We start from the raw sequence: 16,314 nt of genomic DNA, 5'->3' as shown, positions 1-16,314 counted from the left end.
AGGCCGGCGCGGTGGCCGCTGGTACGGTAGTGACCCTCATTCCGGTCCGTGTGGTGTGCGTCTCCTCCGGCGGCGCGTGGAGGGCGCGGTGATCGGCGGCACGGCGATGGCGTGAGGGGGAATCCGGGTGACGAACCAGACGTCCGGCACGTCGCGGCCGCGCAGGTCCGCCAAGCCGACGATCGCCGACGTGGCCGCGCTGGCCGGCGTCTCGGTGTCGGCCGTCTCCAAGGTGGTCAACGGCCGCTCCGGGATCTCCGCCCCGACCAGGCAGCGGGTGCTCGACGCGGCCGACAAACTGCGCTGGTCGCCCTCGGTGACGGCGGTGGCGCTGCGCGGGGCGCGCACCCGGGCGATCGGCATGGTCGCCGGGCGGTCCTCGGACCTGTTGGCGACCGACCCGCACTTCACGGTGTTGATCTCCGGCATCGAGCGGGAGCTGGCGCCGGCGGACTACGGGTTGCTGCTGCACATCGTGGGCGAGGAGCCAGGCGCCGAGGAGCGGGCGTACCGCCGGCTCGCCGCGGAGCGGCGGGTCGACGGCGTCATCCTGACCGAGTCGCGGATCGACGACCCGCGGTTCGAGCTGCTGCGCCAACTGCGGCTGCCCGCCGTGCTGGTGGGCGTGCCCTGGCAGGCCGATCCGGTGGTGTCGGTGCAGGCGGCCGGCCAGGAGGCCGGGGTCAGGGCGGCGGTGCGGCACCTCGTGGAGCTCGGGCACCGCGAGATCGCCTATGTGTCGGGGCCCGAGGACCGGGTGCACACGGTCTTCCGGCGGCGAATCTTCGAGTCGACGCTCGCCGGGCTCGGCCTGCGCCCCGGGCCGGTCCTCATCTCCGACTTCTCGGCGCAGGGCGCGGTGGCGGCCACCGAGGAGCTGCTCGCGGCGCCGGCCGAACGGCGGCCAACCGCCGTGCTGTTCGCCAACGACACGATGGCGGTCGCGGCGATGAACGCGGCCCGCAGGCTCGGCTTCGAGGTGCCGCGCGACCTGTCGGTGATCGGCTACGACGACCTGCCGCTCGGCGAGTGGGTGTATCCGCGGCTGACCACCATCGGCCAGGACCTGTTCCGGCTCGGCCAGGCCACGGCGGCGAAGATGTTCCGGCTGCTCGACCCCGCCCTGGCGGTCGCCGAGCCGCCGCCGCTGCGCCCGCCCGAGCTGGTGGTCCGCGAGTCGACGGGCCCCGCGACTCCATTGTGACGCGTGATCAGCGCGGCCCGTAGTCCAGTCCCGCGTACCAGTCGCCGCGGCCCCGGGGGGTCAGGTCGAGGAGATGCGCCGAAGTCGCTCCGCGACAGGCCAGCCAGTTCCCCACCACCCGCGATCCCGCGTCACCTGCCCCGGCACCGCCACGCACGAGATCGACCACGCCCGTGATCAGCGCGGCCCGTAGTCCAGTCCCGCGTACCAGTCGCCGCGGCCCCGGGGGGTCAGGTCGAGCAGATGCCACACCGGGCTGAGGAGGTCGATGCCGCGCTGGTCGATGTCGTCGGCCATCCTCGGGTGCGCCGAGTAGAAGTGGCGCACCGCGCCGTCCTCGTCGCGGGTGAACACCGACACGGTCGAGTCCTGGTTGCCCTCCGCGTCCTCGCTGCCGAGGTCCTGTTTGAAGGTGCTGGACCCGGCGCTGAGCAGGCGCAGGTTCGTCCACCCCCGGGTTCTGGCGTGCGTCCGGAGCGTGGGCGGGTCGGCCGCGGCGACGATCGCCAGGTCTGCGTTCCGCATGACGTGGTGGGCGACGCCGTTGAAGCCGTCGATCCACATGGTGCACATGGGGCACGCCTCGGTCTGCCGCTTGCCGTACATGAAGTGGTAGACCACCAGGTCGCGGCCGGGCCGGGTGAACAGTTCGCTCAGCCGCACGGTCGTCACCGGCGAGTCACCGGCCAGCAGGTCGGCGGGGCCCTCCTCGAACACGTAGTCGTCGACGACGGGACCGGGCGGCAGTCGACGCCGCTGGTCGGCGACGCGCTCGCGGTGGCGCATCAGCTCGATCTCGGCCTGCCTGAGCTCCTCGCGGGCGCTGGCGTACTCGGCCGACTCCCCCGTGAGACTGGTCCCACGCATCGCTACCTCCCGGAGGACGACCCGCCCGGCCACCATTGTCCGCTCGGGCGCGCGAGCCCGCCACGCGACACGGGAGGCCGGACCCGCACAGACGTGCGAACGGAAGCGGGCATGATGGCTCCATGACGGGTGAACTGTTCGTGCGGGAGCGGTCGGAGGTCGCGCCGGGCGCCGTGCACGTCCCGGGCTGGCTCGACCTGGCCGGACAGCGGCGGCTGGTGGCGGCCTGCCGCGCCTGGGCGACAGGACCGGTCCCGATGCGGCACACCAGGCTGCCGCGCGGCGGGGTGATGTCGGTGCGCACGGTCTGCGTGGGCTGGCACTGGCAGCCCTACCGCTACTCCCGCACCGCCGACGACGTGAACGGCGCGCGGGTGGTCGACTTCCCCGGCTGGCTGGCCGATCTCGGCCGGGAGGCGGTCGCCGAGGCATACCGGGACGGGCCGGTGGAGTGGGCCGCCGCCTACGAGCCGGACACCGCGCTGGTCAACTTCTACGAGGGCGACGCGCGGATGGGCATGCACCAGGACAAGGACGAACGGTCCCTGGCCCCGGTCGTCTCGCTCTCCATCGGCGACACCTGCGTCTTCCGGTTCGGCAACACCGAGCACCGCAACCGCCCCTGGACGGACGTGGAGCTCGCCTCAGGCGACCTCTTCGTCTTCGGCGGCCCCTCGCGCCTGGCGTACCACGGCGTCCCGAAGGTCAACGCCGGCACGGCCGACCCGGCCACAGGACTGCGCGCCGGCCGGCTCAACATCACCCTCCGGACGACGGGCCTCGGCGCCCGCTGACGCCGTCAGGCGCCGCCGCCCTCGCTTCCGCCCGGGGCCTCGCCGAGGGCAGCGGCCATGCGGTTGCGGGCACCGAGGAGGTGTTCCTCGAGCTCGGTCAGGGCCGCCGTGATGTCCCCCGAGCGGGCGAGGGCCAGCAGTTGCTCATGGGATTCGAGGGCCGGCATCAGGTCGACGTCCCGCGCCACGGTGATGTCGAGGACGACGGCAAAGGTCGGCAGGTACTGCTCCCAGACGGCGGCGAGCCTGCGGTGCCCGGCGTGGGCGTAGAAGGTGGAGTGGAACGCGAGGTCGGCCTCGGCGAAGGCGCGGGCGTCGCGGCGCTCGGCGGCGGCCCGCATCAGCCGGACGGCCTCCTCGGCCTGGGCCCAGGACTCGGCGGTGGCGGCGCGCATGGTGCGGGTGAGCGCCAGGCTCTCCAGGGACTGGCGCAGCGTGTACAGCTCGTCGACGTCCACCTCGGTGAGGCCCTTGACGACGACGCCGCGGCGCTGCGACTCCAGCAGGCCCTCGGTCTCCAGTTGCTTGAGCGCGTCGCGGATCGGGCCGCGGCTGACGCCGAACTGCTCGGCGAGTGGCCCCTCGACCAACCGGGCGCCGGGCTTCAGCTCGCCGCTGATCACGAGGACGCGCAGTTCGTGGGCCACGCGCTCACCGAGTGACGACTGCCGCAGCGGAGTGATGCCCGTGTGGTGCACTGAATCCCGCCCCCCTGGGGTCCCTGGTCCTGGGTCATAGTCGATGACTGGTCATTATGTCGCGCTCTACGAGCAGTCTTGGAGAGCGCCCCCTCAGGAGTCAACGGTTAACCGAAAACCGTTCACTGTTTTCCGGTGCTAGGGTCCGCAACGGTAGTCGGTCGCTTCCAGCGGCCGCCCCGGCAGAAAGGACCCGCCATGCCCGGCCAGCGCACCCTCGTCACCGCGCTCACCACCCCCTTCACCCCCGGCGGTGAGCTCGACCTCGCGTCGGCGCGCGAGCTGTACGCCTTCGCCGCGGGCACCACGGGGCAGCTGCTGGTCGCGGGCACCACCGGCGAGTTCCCGGCGCTCAGCGAGGGCGAGCGGCTGCTGCTGATCGAGCTGGCGCTCCAGGAGGCGGGGGCGGACGGCACCATCGCGCACGTAGGCGCCCCCGACGCGCGCGGCGCCGCGCGGCTCGCCCGCGCGGCGGTGGCGGCCGGCGCCCGCCGGCTCGCCGCCCTCACCCCCTACTACCTGCCGGCCACGGAGGACGAACTACTCGACTACTTCTCGCGGGTCCGCGAGGCGGCCGGGGACTCGGAGCTGTACGCCTACCTCTTCCCCGAGCGGTCCGGGCTGACCGTCACCCCCGAGGCGTTCGGGCGGATCGCGGCGGCCTGCGGCGTCGACGGCGTGAAGCTCAGCGGCGCCCCGTCCGGCGAGGTGGCCGCGTACCGCGCCGCCGCGCCAGCGGGCTGCCAGGTCTACTCGGGCGACGACCGCTCGCTCACCACGGTCCTCGCCGAGGGCGGCGCCGGGGTGGTTTCCGGCTGCTCGGCGGCGCTGCCGGAGCCGTTCCTGCGGCTGGCCGAGGCCGCGCGGGCCGGCGGCGGCGCGGGCGAGCTGGCGTCGGCCCAGGAGTTGGTGAACCGCACGGTGGCGCTGCTCGGCCCGAGCATAGGCCGGGTGAAGCACGCGCAACGGCTGCGCGGACTGCCGGCCGGCGCCTCCCGCATGACCGTCGCGTCCCCCGACCCGCGGCTCGCCACCGAGATCGAGCGGCTGGTCAAGGAGGTAGCGGCCTGAGCGGACGCCCTGGCCGGGCGGGCCAGCCGCCACGCCCGCGCGGCGGGCGCCGGCCCGGCAGTGCCTGGCCGGCAGCCCACGCCCTGCGTGACCGGGCCCCAGCCACCCGGCCAGGCCCACGCCAGCCGACACCCGGCCAGTGCCGGCGCACGCCGAAAAGTGCCGGCGCCCAGCGTGGCCGGGACATGTGGCGGGTGCCCCGAAAAACCCGGCGGTGCCTCGCCGGCAGCCCAGCCTGCGGAGCCGGGACCCCGGCCAGCGGTCACGCTCGCCGCGAAGCGCCCCCGCGCCGGCGGACGCATGCCCCTGACCACGCCGTCCGCCGACACCGACGCCCAGCACGACCCGGCCATGTGGCGGGCCCGGCCGGCCGACGCAACGCGCGGAAGCGCGAGCGCGCGGCAAGCGCCACGGCACCGGCACTCGGTGCGGCCGAACGTGCGGCGCCCCCACCGGCTGAGCCGCCGCGCGGCCCGCGCGGGTGACGGCTTGGCCGGCCAATCCCGCGCGGGCGCGCGGCGAGCGCCCGAGGTCCGCTCATCGCGCGGCAAGCGCGTCCGCGGGGACCGTCAACGCGTGGGTGATGTCGCGCGTCGCCGGGTAGAGGCGGCGGTAGAGCGCGTACCGCTCGTCGTAGGCAAGGCGACGGCCCGCGTCGGGGGTGACGCGGTCCCGCACCGGGTTCCAGGCGTCGATGGCCGGGGCGCCCACCGTGCCGGCGGCGAGGAACGCGGCGCCGTAGCAGGCGCCCACCGTGACCGTCCTGATCTCCTGTTCCAGGCCCGTCACGTCGGACACGATCCGGGTCCACAGGCCGCCCCGGGTGCCGCCGCCCACCGCCACCACCCGGCGGATGTCGGCGCCGGCCGCGCGCATCGCCTCGACGTTGTGCCGCACCCCGAACGCGGTGGCCTCCAGCGCGGCCCGGTACAGGTCGCCCCGGGTGTGCGACACGGTGAGGCCGGCGATCACGCCCCGCGCGTCCGGGTCGGCGACGGGCGTCCGTTCGCCGGCGAAGTACGGGAGCATCAGCAGCCCGCGCGCGCCCACGCCCGACGCCTCGGCCTCCGCGAGCAGCGCCCCGTGGTCGGGGGAGCCGAACAGCTGCCGCAGCCAGTCGGTGATCACGCCCGAGGTGGCCATGCCGCCGGCCAGGCTGCGGGTGCCGGGCAGCGCGCCCACGGTGCTCCACAGCTCGGGCACCAGCGGCCGGTCGGCGACCGTGTTGATGAGGAACATGGTGCTGCCGTACATCAGCATCAGGTCGCCGGTGTCCGTGGCGCCCACGGACAGCGCCTCTGACCAGGCGTCGACGGTGCCGGTGGTCACCGGGATCCCGGCCGGGAGTCCGGTGGCGGCCGCCGCCTCGGCCGTGACGTGTCCGGCGGCCTCACCCGGCCAGCGCAGCGGCGGCAGTTCGATGCCGGGGGCGACGCGCTCCGCCCACGGGCCGTACCAGTCCTGGGCGAGCGAGTCGTAGAGCGGCACGGACTGGCTGGCCGAGTGGTGGTCGAGCACGTAGGCGCCGGTCAGCCGCCGCACCAGGTAAGAGCTCGGCATGTACAGCCGCCTGGCCCGTGCGGCGAGCTCCGGCTCGTGCTCGGCCACCCAGGCGATCTTGGGGCCCACCGCCTGGGTGGACGGCAGGGAGCCGCAGCGCTCGAGGACGGCGTCGCGGCCGAGTTCGGCGGTCAGCCGGGCGATCTGTTCGGTGGCCCTGGTGTCGACGCCGTAGAGGATGGCCGGGCGCAGCGGGGTGTCGGCGGCGTCGGTCAGCGCCACGCACGGGCCCATGCCGCTGACGCCGACGGCCGTCACCGGCGGGCCCTGCCGCGTCAGCTCGCGGGCGATGGAGGCGAACTCGTCCCACCACACGGTGGCGTCCATCTCCACGTGCCCCGGCCGCGGCCGCTGGACCTCGTGCGGGCGCACCGCCGTGGCGAGCACGGTGCCGTCGGCGTCGACCAGCACCCCCTTGCCGCTCGACGTTCCGATGTCGACCCCGAGCACCGTCATGCGCGCACCACCCCGTCCACGTTCACGTCAACGTCTCCGCACAGGTGGACTTCCACGCCGAGCCGCTGGAAGAACGCGGCCTTGGCCACCAGCGCCCGGTCGGCCGTCCCCGCGTCGGGTGCGTAGGCGATCTGCACGTGGTTGGCCTTGTGCCGGGCCATGAACTGGTCGCGGTCGACGCCGTGGTGGACGACGTGGGCGATCGGCCACTCGGGGTTGGTGGCGGCCCAGCGCCGCTCGGTCTCGGCCTCGGGGAGCTCGACGACGGTGGCGCGCCCCAGGTCGAGGTGGAGGCGGGCGTCGGCGATGTAGAGCCGGGACCACACGATCTCGCCCGGCTTGCTGACGCCCTTGATGGTGCCGCCGCCGGCCGGGAAGTAGACCGGGTTCTGCCGCCAGCTGACGGCGCCCGCGTAGCCGCCGGTGAGGTGGGAGGGCGGCACGGACCCGGAGATCTCGTAGACCCAGACGAACCGGTCCTCGTACCAGTCGCCCCAGCGCACGTCGTGCAGGGTGGTTGCCGGGTCGAGGCCCATGGCCGTCCAGACCCGGTTGGTGACCAGGGCGTCCACGGCGACGCCCTCGTCGGCCTCGTTGAAGTGCGGGAGCGGCGCGCCGTCGTAGAGGACCCGGGTGCCGTCGCGGCTGGTGACCGGCGGGCGAACGACGTTGTTGAGCAGTCCCTCGGCCAGGTCGGAGGCGGGGACCAGGTCCTTCAGGCCCTGCTGGTACTGGATGCCGACGGCGTCGAGGCCGAAGTCGTCGGCGATCCGCAGCGCGGCGACGTACATCTTGCACTGCTGGTGCAGATGGGCGTCGGTGAGCTCGGTGGCCTCGTCGGTGCCGGTGGCGAAGCGCATGCCGGCCGCCGTGAGCCAGTCGCGGACGGCGCCTGCCTCGGCGTCGGGGACCCGCAGCATCTCGGCGTAGAGCGCGCTCTGCGAGAGCCGTTCCTTGTAGACGCCCAGCGGGTTGAGGAGTTCGTCGTCGATGATGGCGTTGTACATGCCCATGCAGCCCTCGTCGAAGACGCCGACGATCGCCTTGTCGGCGAGCAGTTCCTCGGCCAGGGCCACGCCGAGGTCGCGTTCGGCGCTCGGCGCGAGGTCGTCGGGCAGCGGGCGCACGTGGGAGGCGTCGTGCTCGACGCGGCCGGTCTCGGTCCAGCTGGCGAGGGCGTCCATGAAGTAGCGGTCGGTGAAGTCGACGGACCAGATGGTGGCGTACTCGCGGCCCATCTTGGTGAGGCCGGCGTTGAGCCCGAGGAGGCCGACGAGCCCCGGCCAGGTGCCGTCGAAGTTGGCGACGGTGAGGATCGGGCCGCGGTGGGTGCGGAGACCGGCCAGGACATGGTGGCTGTACTGCCACACGGCCTCGACGACGATCAGCGGCGCGTCCGGCGGGATGATCCTGAAGACCTCGATCCCCATGCGCTGGCTGTCGATGAAGCCGTGGCCCTTGGCGGGGTCGAGGTCATGGGCGCGGAGCACCGTCCAGCCGAGGTCGGCGAAGGCGGCGGTGACGGCCTTCTCCACCGCCGTCTGGGTGGCCCAGCCCGCCTGGTTGGCGGAGAGCCGCAGGTCGCCGCTCGCGATCAGGTAGGCGGTGCGTGGGGCGGCGCGCCGCTCGGCGCGGGGCGCCGGCAGGCGGTAGGCGGTGGTGGCGGGTGGCGTCGTCGCGGACGTCATCGCGTGTCCTCCAGGTCGGCGATGGGCAGGCGGGCGAGCACGATGCCGCGCCGCTGCCAGGTGTAGGTGATCAGCAGGTGGTCGTCGGCCAGGACGGCGAACGGGTAGGAGTACTCGGCGGCACCGCTGGTGCGGACGCCGGTGTCGGCGGGCGCGAACCCGGGGACGCCGGTCGCGGGCAGGCTCCGGGGCACGGCGGGGTCGACGGGGGTGGCGCCGTCGTCCACGACCGTCACCTGGCGCCAGGTCAGCCCGTCGTCGTCGGAGCACGAAAGCACCAGCGGGCAGCGGCTGCCCCACGGCTCGGCGCCCGGGTTGTGGACGCAGACCACGCGTCCTGACGGCAGGGCGAGGGCCGCGAGGCCGCTGTTGTTGTTGGGCAGCCCGGTGGGGCGGGCCGGCGTCCAGCCGCGGCCGCCGTCGGCCGAGGTGGCGCGGTGGGCGCGTCCCTCGGTGCTGCGCAGCAGTGCGACTGGGCCGCCGCGGCCCCACCACAGCGCGGGCTGGATGTGCCCGGCGCCGGTCAGCGTGGCGTGGTCGGTGGGGATGGTGGCGCGGTGCCAGGTCGCGCCGTGGTCCTCGGAGACGTCGACGAACGGCTGCCAGCGCGGCGGACGGCCCCAGCGCTCAGTTGATCCGGGCGCGAGCCAGCGGCCGTCCGGGGTCGCCAGCGGCTGGTTCCTGACCGGGCCGCGCCCTCCCGAGCGGTCGCCCGGCACGAGTTCACGGGCCGGCTCCCAGCTCAGGCCGCCGTCGTGGGAGCGGGTGACCAGCGTGACCCACTCGGAGATCCGGGCGCCGACCTTGCAGAACAGCCAGAGGGCGCCGTCAGGTCCGGGGGCGAGAACCGGGTTCCAGTGGGCCGCCCGCCGGCCGGTGTCCAGGGTCGTGGCCGGCCCCTCCCAGCCAGCGCCGGGCCGTGCCGCCGCGGGGCCGCCGGCGGCGTCGTCCGCGACGGCGATCCGGATCCGGTTGTCCTCCGTGCCCTCGTGGGTCCCTGCGAACCAGGCGACGACGGTCCGCCCGTGGGCCCGGGCGACGGTCGAGGCGTGGCACTGGGTCCAGCGCGGGTCGTCGATGGTCACGAACGTGCGTTCCGGCCGGTGGTCGGCCGGGAGGGGCGCGGGGATTTCTGGCACGGCGTGAGGCTAGCCGCGATATCAGCCAACGTAAACCGTTGACGGTTAACCGTTGTCCGGGTCATAGTCTCCGGCACGAGCCAGAGCCGCCTCGCCCCACGAGCGGGGCATCAGTCGAAAGGGGGCCGCGATGACCGCGACCCTGCCGGATACCGGGCGCCGCCCGGTGGACCGCCGCTACGCGTGGAAGACCACGGTGTCCAGCTTCCTCGGCAACACGCTGGAGTACTACGACTTCCTCGTGTACGGCACGGCCGCCGCCGTGGTCTTCCCCGACGTGTTCTTCCCCGAGGCGGACGGCTTCGTCGGCACCCTCTCGGCGTTCGGCACCTTCGCCGTCGGCTTCCTGGCCCGCCCCCTGGGCGGCATGTTCTTCGGCAGGCGCGGCGACACCCGGGGCCGCAAGTCCACGCTGATGACCACCCTGCTGCTGATGGGCGTGAGCACCATCCTCATCGGCCTGCTGCCCAGCTACCACCAGATCGGCATCTGGGCGCCGGTCCTGCTCGTGCTGCTGCGCCTCATCCAGGGCTTCGCCGTCGGCGGCGAGTGGGGCGGCTCGATGATCATCGTGCTGGAGACCGCGCCGCCGGACCGGCGCGGCTTCTTCACGGCCTGGCCCAACACCGGCGGCTTCTCCGCCCAGATCCTGATCACCTCGGTCTTCGCCTACGTCTACACGCTCGACGACGACGAGTTGGAGAGCTGGGGCTGGCGGATACCCTTCCTGCTCTCCGCCGTGCTGCTCGTCGTCACCTTCTGGATGCGCCGCAGCCTCCACGAGAGCCACGTGTTCACCGAGGCGTCCAAGGCCACCGAGGCGGCCAGGGCCAAGGGCGACTCGGCCGTGCCGGCACGCAACCCGCTCCGCGCCATCTTCGTCGACGACTGGCGCAACCTGCTGCTCATCATCGGCCTGCGATTCGCCGAGGCGCTGCCCTACTTCCTGCTGACGGTCTTCGCCCTCTCCTACGGCAGCGACACCCTGGGCCTGGAGAAGAGCGTGATGAGCGACGCGATCCTGGTCGCCGCCGTGCTCTCGTTCGCTGCCCACGGCCTCTTCGCCACGGTCTCGGACCGCGTCGGCCGCCGCCCGGTGTACCTCTTCGGCGCGGTCGTCGTCTTCGTGATGGCGTTCCCCTTCTTCGCCATGCTCAGGAGCGGCGAGACCCTGCTGATCGTGCTCGGCTACGTCCTGGTGCTGAACGTCGGGCACAACGCCATCAACGCCGTGCAACCCGCCTTCTTCGCCGAGCTCTTCCCGGCCGACCGCCGGTACACCGGCGCCGCGGCGGGCCGCGAGATCGCGTCGATCTTCGCCGGCGGCCTCACCCCGTTCGTCGCGACGGCCCTGGCAGGACCGGACGGGGCGCGCTGGAGCTGGGTCGCCCTCTACGTGATGGGCGGCGCGGTGCTCACCGTGATCGCCGTCTGGAAGGCGCCGGAGACCTACCGCCGCGACCTCACCGCCACCGGCACGACCGTGCGGTGACGCCCGCCGGCGTGGCGAGGGCCCGCGGTGCGGCTCCCGCCACGCGGTCGCGGGACGTCGGTTCGGCGCCAGCCCGCCGCGCGGCACGGCGGGCTGGCGCCTCCGCGTCCCCAACGGCGGCGCGGGCAGGGCCCCCGCACGGGCGGTCGAGTCCGTTGCGGCAGCATCGACCGCATGCGCCATCTTCTGCTCGGCATCGACGCGTTGCCAGCACGACCGCCCGCCGTCGCCGTCGTGGTCGACGTGCTGCGCGCCTTCACCACCGCCGCCTGGGCCCTCGCGCGGGGCGCGGAGCGGATCGTCCTCGCCGACGCCGACGACGAGGCGCTGGAGCTCAGGCAACGCCACCACGATGGCTGGCGTTGAAGGACGGCGCCCCGGCGCCCGGCTTCGACGCGGTCAACTCCCCGGCGATGCTGGCCGAAGGCCCCGAACTCGCCGGCCGCACTGTGAGGATGCGGACGACGGCCGGCACCGTCGGCGCCCGTGCGGTGGCCGACGCGCCGCTGCTGCTCTACGCGAGCTTCGTGGTGGCTGGCGCGACGGCGCGGTTCCTGCGGTCCCGGGCCGTCCCCGAGGCGACCTTCGTCGTCACCGGCGACGGCGGCCGGGCGGAGGAGGACCGCGCCTGCGCCGAGTTGATCGCGCGGCGGGTCGACGGCGGCGCGGTCGAGGCCGCGCCGTACGTGGCGCGTGCGCGTTCGTCGGTCGCGGCGGCCGACCTCGCCGAGGGGGTATGGCGCGGCTATGCCGGGGTCCACCCCGACGACGTCGAACTCAGCCTGGACACCGATCGGTTCCCGTTCGTGATGGTGGCCGCCCGGGAGGGCGGGCCGCTGGTGCTGCGGCCCGTCTCCACCCCCGGCGCCGGCTAGGCCGCGCTCACCAGGGTGCGTCCCGGTGGCCGGTGGCGGCGAGCCACAGCGCGGCGAACGCGGCGCTCGCCCGGTCGTTGTAGTCGTCGGCCGGCAGGGTGCCGAGCAGGTCGAGCACCGCGCTCAGGTGCCCGACGGCGGCGGCCTGCTCGATCAGGTCGCGGGTCGGCCCCTGGCGCCTGGCGCGCGGCGCCGCGCGCAGCTCGGCGTGCGCCTTGGCGAGGGCGGCGACGTCCTCCTCGGTCGGCGTCGGCGGCAGCGAGCGCCGCGGCGCGCCGTCGGCGACGGCCCGCGCCCGCTCGTACCGCTCCTCGGGTATGTACCAGTGGTCGGAGAGCCAGGCGCGCAGGAGGTCGGGGCGGCCGAGCTCGGTCAGCGCGCCGATCATGCTGGACGGCCGGTCGCGGAGCGGGACCCACGCCGTCATGAACTCCTCGGCCAGGTCCAGCCGGTCGGTATTCAGCAGGCACAGTGGCCACGGCTCGGCGTAGCTGCCGTTGGGCCGCCTGGTGCCCTCCGGGCAGGAGGTCCACAGCGACCTGGCCTCGGCCACCCGCCCGCACTCGGCGAGCGCCCAGATGACCGCGAGCCGGTGCTGCCACGGGGCGGTCTCCGGCTCGATGCGGTCCTTGGCGCGGGCGAACCACGTGTCGGCGGCTGACCCACTTCGTCGCTCAGCTGCGGGACGGCCGCCTGTGAGCGGCCTCCGCACCGCCGCTTGGCGCAAGTCCAGTTACAGCGACGGCGGCATGGACAACTGCGTGGAGGTCGCCGACGGGTACCCCGGCGTCCTCCCCGTCCGTGACAGCAAGCGGCCCGCCGGCCCCGCGATCGTCTTCCCGGCCGGCGGCTGGGCCCGCTTCGTCAGCGAGGTCCGGGCCGGCCGACTCTGACGTTCACCGGCCGGTGTCCGCCGGTTCGGGGAGGGCGGCGAGCGGGTTCGGGAACGGGACGTAGCGCGGCTCGGTGGCGCCGGCCTCCAGCCAACCGGAGAGCAGGTTGGCCTTCCCCGGCACCGTCGGCGCGCTCAGCAGCGCCGTCGCCTCCGGCACGTCGTCGTGCACGGCGGCGAACCGCTCGAACTCCCGCCGCGCGGCCGGCCACAGCGCCCCGGCGTCGTCGGGGAAGCGGTCGGCGAGCGCGCCCGCGACCTCGGCCAGGTTGTTGACCAGCAGGCAGTACACCAGGCGGCGCCACGCGGCGGCGCGGGACAGCTGGGGGATCACCCGGGTCCCCTCGGCGTCGCGGAACACGGCCTGGACCGGGGTGCCGGCCGCGTCCACCGCGATCAGGGTGTTCTGGAGGTGGCACTCGACCACCACACCGTGCCGCGCGTAGGCCTCCAACAGGGGCGGCACGACGCAGGCCAGGTAGGCGGACCACCAGGTCAGCGGGTCGGCGATCCGGTCGAGCGGGTTGCCGTCGAAGCCCTCGGCCAAGGCGGCGGCCAGCACGGCGGTGGCGCCGGGGAGCAGGTGGGCGCCGAGGCCGTCGCGGACGAGGACCGGGAACGTCTCGTCGAGGCCGCGTACCGTGCGGTGCCCGCGCTCGTTCAGCCAGGCGGCCGGCCCGTCCATCGACCGGAAGGCGGCCGCGATCAGCGGGTCGTTGTGCCGGGCCTGCCGCAACTCGTCCCGCCACAGCCGCCGCACGTCGTTGGTGATCCGCACGTCGAGGCTGAACTTCAGGAACAGGTCCCGGGCGGGCACGTGGACCGTCCGCACCGAGGCCGTGGCCACCGCCTCCCAGGGCGTGGTGCCCAGGCGGACGAGGCGCCCGTCGGCGAAGGCGGCGAGTACCTCGGGTAGCCGGCGGGTCAGTTCGAGCTGCCACGGGTGGACCGGGAGCAGCCGGTAGCCGGGCGGTGCCTCACCCAGCGCGTCGAGGTCGCTCGGGTCCCCCTCGTCGATCACCGCGTCCTCGCGCACGCCGAGCAGCCCGAGCGGGAAGCGGGCGTACGCCTCGGGCGCGTAGCGCAGCCAGTCGGCGGGCGCGCCGCCTCCGCCACGTGCCTTGGGCGCCGGGTGGAAGGGGTGCCCCATGACCAGGGCCTGCTCGGAGCGGAGCCACGGGTCCCCGGGCGGGGCGGTGCGGGCGCGGGCGGCGAGCAGTGCCTCGACGGCGGCGCGGCTCGCGGCCATCTGGGCGGCCAGCGGGTCGTTGAGGCGTCCGGTGGCGGTGCGCATCTCCTCGACGGCGAGGTCGACGAGGGCGGCGTGCCGCAGGGGTCGCCAGGCGCCGCCGGCCCACAGCTCGGGCTGGGACGGCCGGTGGCCGGCGCGGACGCGCAGCAGCCGGCCGCTGAACCGCAGCCGGTGTGTAACGTGCCCCGCGCGGGGGGCGCCTGCGGGGTCCGCGGTCTCCCTGAGCAGGCAGTTGAGCAACGGCGGCACGGCGAGCTCGTCGGCTGCCCGGGCGAAGGTATTCATCGCACGTCAGTATGTGTGGCGTGTGACTGGGTGCGGTAGGACGTGTGCGTGTTCCGTACCGCACTTACCCGCGCCGAGTCGGTGCTCGCCGAGGAGCTGGCCGCCACCCGCCCCGGTTCCGTGGGCGCGTACCTCGCCCAGCTGCCGGGGGCCAGGGCGGCGGTGCTGGCCCGGCTGTGGCGCGGGTTGACGCACGAGCCGCTGCCCTGGGTCGCGGGGCGGGCCACCGGCCGGGACGGCGTCACGCTGCGGCTGGCCGACGGGCGGCGGCTGCACGGCCCGCCGTGCGACCCGTGGGCGACGGGCTCCTCGGTCGCCGCCCTGGACCTGGACGGCACCCCGCACGACCGTCCGGCGGCGCTGCTGACGGCGCTCGCCGTGCCGAACGGCTCCGACTTCGCCGCCGAACTCGACCACAGCGTGGCCTCGTTGGCGCTCTCCCGCACCGCGCCCCCGCCGACCGGGCCGCCGGCCGCGCCCTGGGAGTGGGAGCAGCTGTCCAGGGACGGTCACCCCTACCACCCGAACTGTCGCTCGCGGCCCGGTTTCTCGGCCGCCGAGCAGCTGGCGTACGCGCCCGAGCACCGGCCGGTGGTGTCGCTGCGGCTCACGCCCGTCACCGACGCCCGGACGCACGGCGCGTGGCCGGCCGAGCTGCGGGACGGGGACGCCGTCTTGGTCCCGGTGCACCCATGGCAGGCCGCGCATGTGCTGGCCGACCGGCCGCTGTCGCCTGGGCCCGAGGGCCATCCGCTGCTGGCGCTGCGGACGTTGCACGTCGAAGGGGACACCCCCTGGCACGTCAAGACGGCGGTGAGCACCCGGCTGACGTCGGCCGTGCGGGACATCTCTCCCTACTCGATCGAACACGCCCTGGCCACCTCGGAGTTCGTCGAACGGATCGCGGAGCGGCGGCTCGGCGGACGGCTTCACATCGCGCGGACCCTGGCGGCGGCCGGCGACGGCACCCCGGAACTGGCGGCGATGGTGCGGGAGTCGCCGCACCGGTACGCGGACGTCGGGGCGGGGGAACGGGTCGTGCCGGTGGCCGCCCTGCCGGCGCTGTTCGCCTCGCACCGGCCGTCGACCGACCGGCTCCTCGCGTTCGCACGGCTGGCGGTGGGCGTCTGCCTCGACCTGCTCGACCTCGGCCTCGCCCTGGAGGCGCACGGCCAGAACCTGCTGGCCGTCGTGGACGCCGACGGGTGGGCCAGGCGTCTTGTCTACCGCGACCTCGCCGACATCCGCGTCAGCCCGGCCCGGCTCACCCACCACGGCCTCCCGGCGCCGCCGCTGACCGGCCGGCTGCTGAACGACAACCCGATCGCGCTGCGCCGGCAGACGCTCGGCGGCCTGGTCACCGGCGCGCTGGCGCCGCTCGCCGGGGACGCGCCGACGCTGGCCGCGGTGCTCGCCGCCGCCACGGACGACCTGCCGCCGAGCCCGGCGAAGCGGGCGCTGCGGGAGGAGCCGCTGCCTGCGAAGGCACTCACGCTCATGCGGCTGGCCCCCGATCCGGCGGTGCGGTGGACCGACCTCCCCAACCCGCTCGCCCCCGAGCCCGCGCGGCCCGACGTCCCTTGACCACACCGTCAACTCAGGCAAGGCCCCACCTAAGTACCTGCGGCGGGCTTCGCCTACTACCTGGAGCGGCTCTGCGAGCTCCAGGCCACCGATCCGGCCCTCGCCGACGTGATCGGCGGCCGCTACCCGGGCGCCGAGCGCCTCATGCGGGTCTGCGGGCGGACGCTCGACGCCGCCAGGCGGATCATCGACCGGGCCCAGCGGGCGGGCGCGCTGCGGCCCGACTTCGCCAGCGAGGACCTCGCGCTCGTCCTCGGCACCAACGCGCTGCTGGCGCGCGCCACAGCCGACACGGCGCCGGACGCGTGGCGGCGGAGCACGGCGTTCCTCCTCGACGGCCTGCGCGCGGAGGCGGCGCGCGCGCCACTACCGGTCGCCCCGCTCACGCCCCCCACGTCTACGCGGTCCTGGGCGGCCTCGACCGCAAGCCGTGAGCCGGCCGTTGGTTTCTCCCACC

At 74.7% G+C, this 16,314-nt stretch carries 13 protein-coding genes and 2 pseudogenes; 8 read left to right on the top strand and 7 right to left on the bottom strand.

Going from position 1 to position 16,314, the window contains the following annotated elements:
- The first annotated feature begins 127 nt into the window (after nucleotides 1–127).
- Nucleotides 128–1,204 (top strand): LacI family DNA-binding transcriptional regulator, encoded by a 1,077-nt coding sequence (locus E1265_RS08775; protein ID WP_132929678.1) that lies wholly within the window; start codon nucleotides 128–130, stop codon nucleotides 1,202–1,204.
- A gap of 177 nt (nucleotides 1,205–1,381) precedes the next feature.
- On the opposite strand, the gene E1265_RS08770 is transcribed toward E1265_RS08775, so the two are convergent.
- Nucleotides 1,382–2,071 carry a DUF899 family protein gene (locus E1265_RS08770; RefSeq protein WP_132929677.1) on the bottom strand — a complete coding sequence of 230 codons (690 nt, stop codon included), beginning with the start codon at nucleotides 2,069–2,071 and terminating at the stop codon, nucleotides 1,382–1,384.
- A 122-nt stretch (nucleotides 2,072–2,193) separates the two neighbouring features.
- On the opposite strand from E1265_RS08770, the gene E1265_RS08765 reads away from it, so the two are divergent.
- Nucleotides 2,194–2,865, top strand: coding sequence for an alpha-ketoglutarate-dependent dioxygenase AlkB (locus tag E1265_RS08765; RefSeq protein ID WP_132929676.1), 672 nt, complete (start codon nucleotides 2,194–2,196; stop codon nucleotides 2,863–2,865).
- A 5-nt stretch (nucleotides 2,866–2,870) separates the two neighbouring features.
- Here the strand turns inward: E1265_RS08765 and E1265_RS08760 are convergent, their stop codons facing one another.
- Nucleotides 2,871–3,512, bottom strand: a complete 642-nt coding sequence (locus E1265_RS08760) for a GntR family transcriptional regulator (protein ID WP_243740628.1) — start codon at nucleotides 3,510–3,512, stop codon at nucleotides 2,871–2,873.
- A gap of 249 nt (nucleotides 3,513–3,761) precedes the next feature.
- Between E1265_RS08760 and E1265_RS08755 the strand changes: the two genes are divergently transcribed.
- Entirely contained in the window at nucleotides 3,762–4,634 is an 873-nt protein-coding gene (locus E1265_RS08755) for a dihydrodipicolinate synthase family protein (protein ID WP_132929675.1), read from the top strand.
- A 537-nt stretch (nucleotides 4,635–5,171) separates the two neighbouring features.
- Here the strand turns inward: E1265_RS08755 and E1265_RS08750 are convergent.
- The 3 genes from E1265_RS08750 to E1265_RS08740 are packed head-to-tail and all read right to left on the bottom strand — an operon-like array spanning nucleotide 5,172 to nucleotide 9,477.
- Nucleotides 5,172–6,650 (bottom strand): FGGY-family carbohydrate kinase, encoded by a 1,479-nt coding sequence (locus E1265_RS08750; protein ID WP_132929674.1) that lies wholly within the window; start codon nucleotides 6,648–6,650, stop codon nucleotides 5,172–5,174.
- Nucleotides 6,647–8,338 (bottom strand): fucose isomerase, encoded by a 1,692-nt coding sequence (locus tag E1265_RS08745; RefSeq protein ID WP_132929673.1) that lies wholly within the window; start codon nucleotides 8,336–8,338, stop codon nucleotides 6,647–6,649. Before E1265_RS08745 ends, E1265_RS08750 begins: the two co-directional genes overlap by 4 nt.
- Nucleotides 8,335–9,477: a sialidase family protein gene (locus E1265_RS08740; protein ID WP_132929672.1), complete on the bottom strand. Its 1,143-nt coding sequence runs from the start codon at nucleotides 9,475–9,477 to the stop codon at nucleotides 8,335–8,337. The genes E1265_RS08745 and E1265_RS08740 overlap by 4 nt, the downstream gene beginning before the upstream one ends.
- A 130-nt stretch (nucleotides 9,478–9,607) precedes the next feature.
- Between E1265_RS08740 and E1265_RS08735 the strand changes: the two genes are divergently transcribed.
- A complete protein-coding gene (locus E1265_RS08735; protein ID WP_132929671.1) occupies nucleotides 9,608–10,969 on the top strand; it encodes an MFS transporter in 1,362 nt (453 codons plus the stop codon).
- 174 nt (nucleotides 10,970–11,143) lie between these two features.
- Nucleotides 11,144–11,844 (top strand): annotated as a pseudogene (locus E1265_RS08730) (2-phosphosulfolactate phosphatase).
- 7 nt (nucleotides 11,845–11,851) lie between these two features.
- Here E1265_RS08730 and E1265_RS08725 read toward each other — a convergent pair.
- Nucleotides 11,852–12,556: a hypothetical protein gene (locus E1265_RS08725; RefSeq protein ID WP_165953698.1), complete on the bottom strand. Its 705-nt coding sequence runs from the start codon at nucleotides 12,554–12,556 to the stop codon at nucleotides 11,852–11,854.
- On the opposite strand from E1265_RS08725, the gene E1265_RS38770 reads away from it, so the two are divergent.
- Nucleotides 12,540–12,737, top strand: a complete 198-nt coding sequence (locus E1265_RS38770; RefSeq protein ID WP_279571413.1) for a DUF397 domain-containing protein — start codon at nucleotides 12,540–12,542, stop codon at nucleotides 12,735–12,737. The two genes, E1265_RS08725 and E1265_RS38770, sit on opposite strands and share 17 nt — an antisense overlap.
- A gap of 3 nt (nucleotides 12,738–12,740) precedes the next feature.
- On the opposite strand, the gene E1265_RS08715 is transcribed toward E1265_RS38770, so the two are convergent.
- Complete coding sequence (locus E1265_RS08715; protein ID WP_132929669.1) at nucleotides 12,741–14,273, bottom strand: IucA/IucC family protein; 1,533 nt, start codon at nucleotides 14,271–14,273, stop codon at nucleotides 12,741–12,743.
- A 48-nt stretch (nucleotides 14,274–14,321) separates the two neighbouring features.
- Between E1265_RS08715 and E1265_RS08710 the strand changes: the two genes are divergently transcribed.
- Together E1265_RS08710 and E1265_RS08705 are read left to right on the top strand one after the other, a co-directional pair.
- On the top strand, nucleotides 14,322–15,857 hold the full coding sequence (locus E1265_RS08710; protein WP_132929668.1) for an IucA/IucC family siderophore biosynthesis protein: 1,536 nt from the start codon (nucleotides 14,322–14,324) through the stop codon (nucleotides 15,855–15,857).
- 60 nt (nucleotides 15,858–15,917) lie between these two features.
- Nucleotides 15,918–16,314 (top strand): annotated as a pseudogene (locus E1265_RS08705) (TetR/AcrR family transcriptional regulator); the annotation flags it as partial.

It is taken from the genome of Streptomyces sp. 8K308 (genome assembly GCF_004348315.1).
GTDB lineage: Bacteria > Actinomycetota > Actinomycetes > Streptomycetales > Streptomycetaceae > Streptomyces.
The sequence above is the reverse complement of the archived record's forward strand: the minus strand, read 5'-3'. Positions and strand labels throughout refer to the sequence as shown.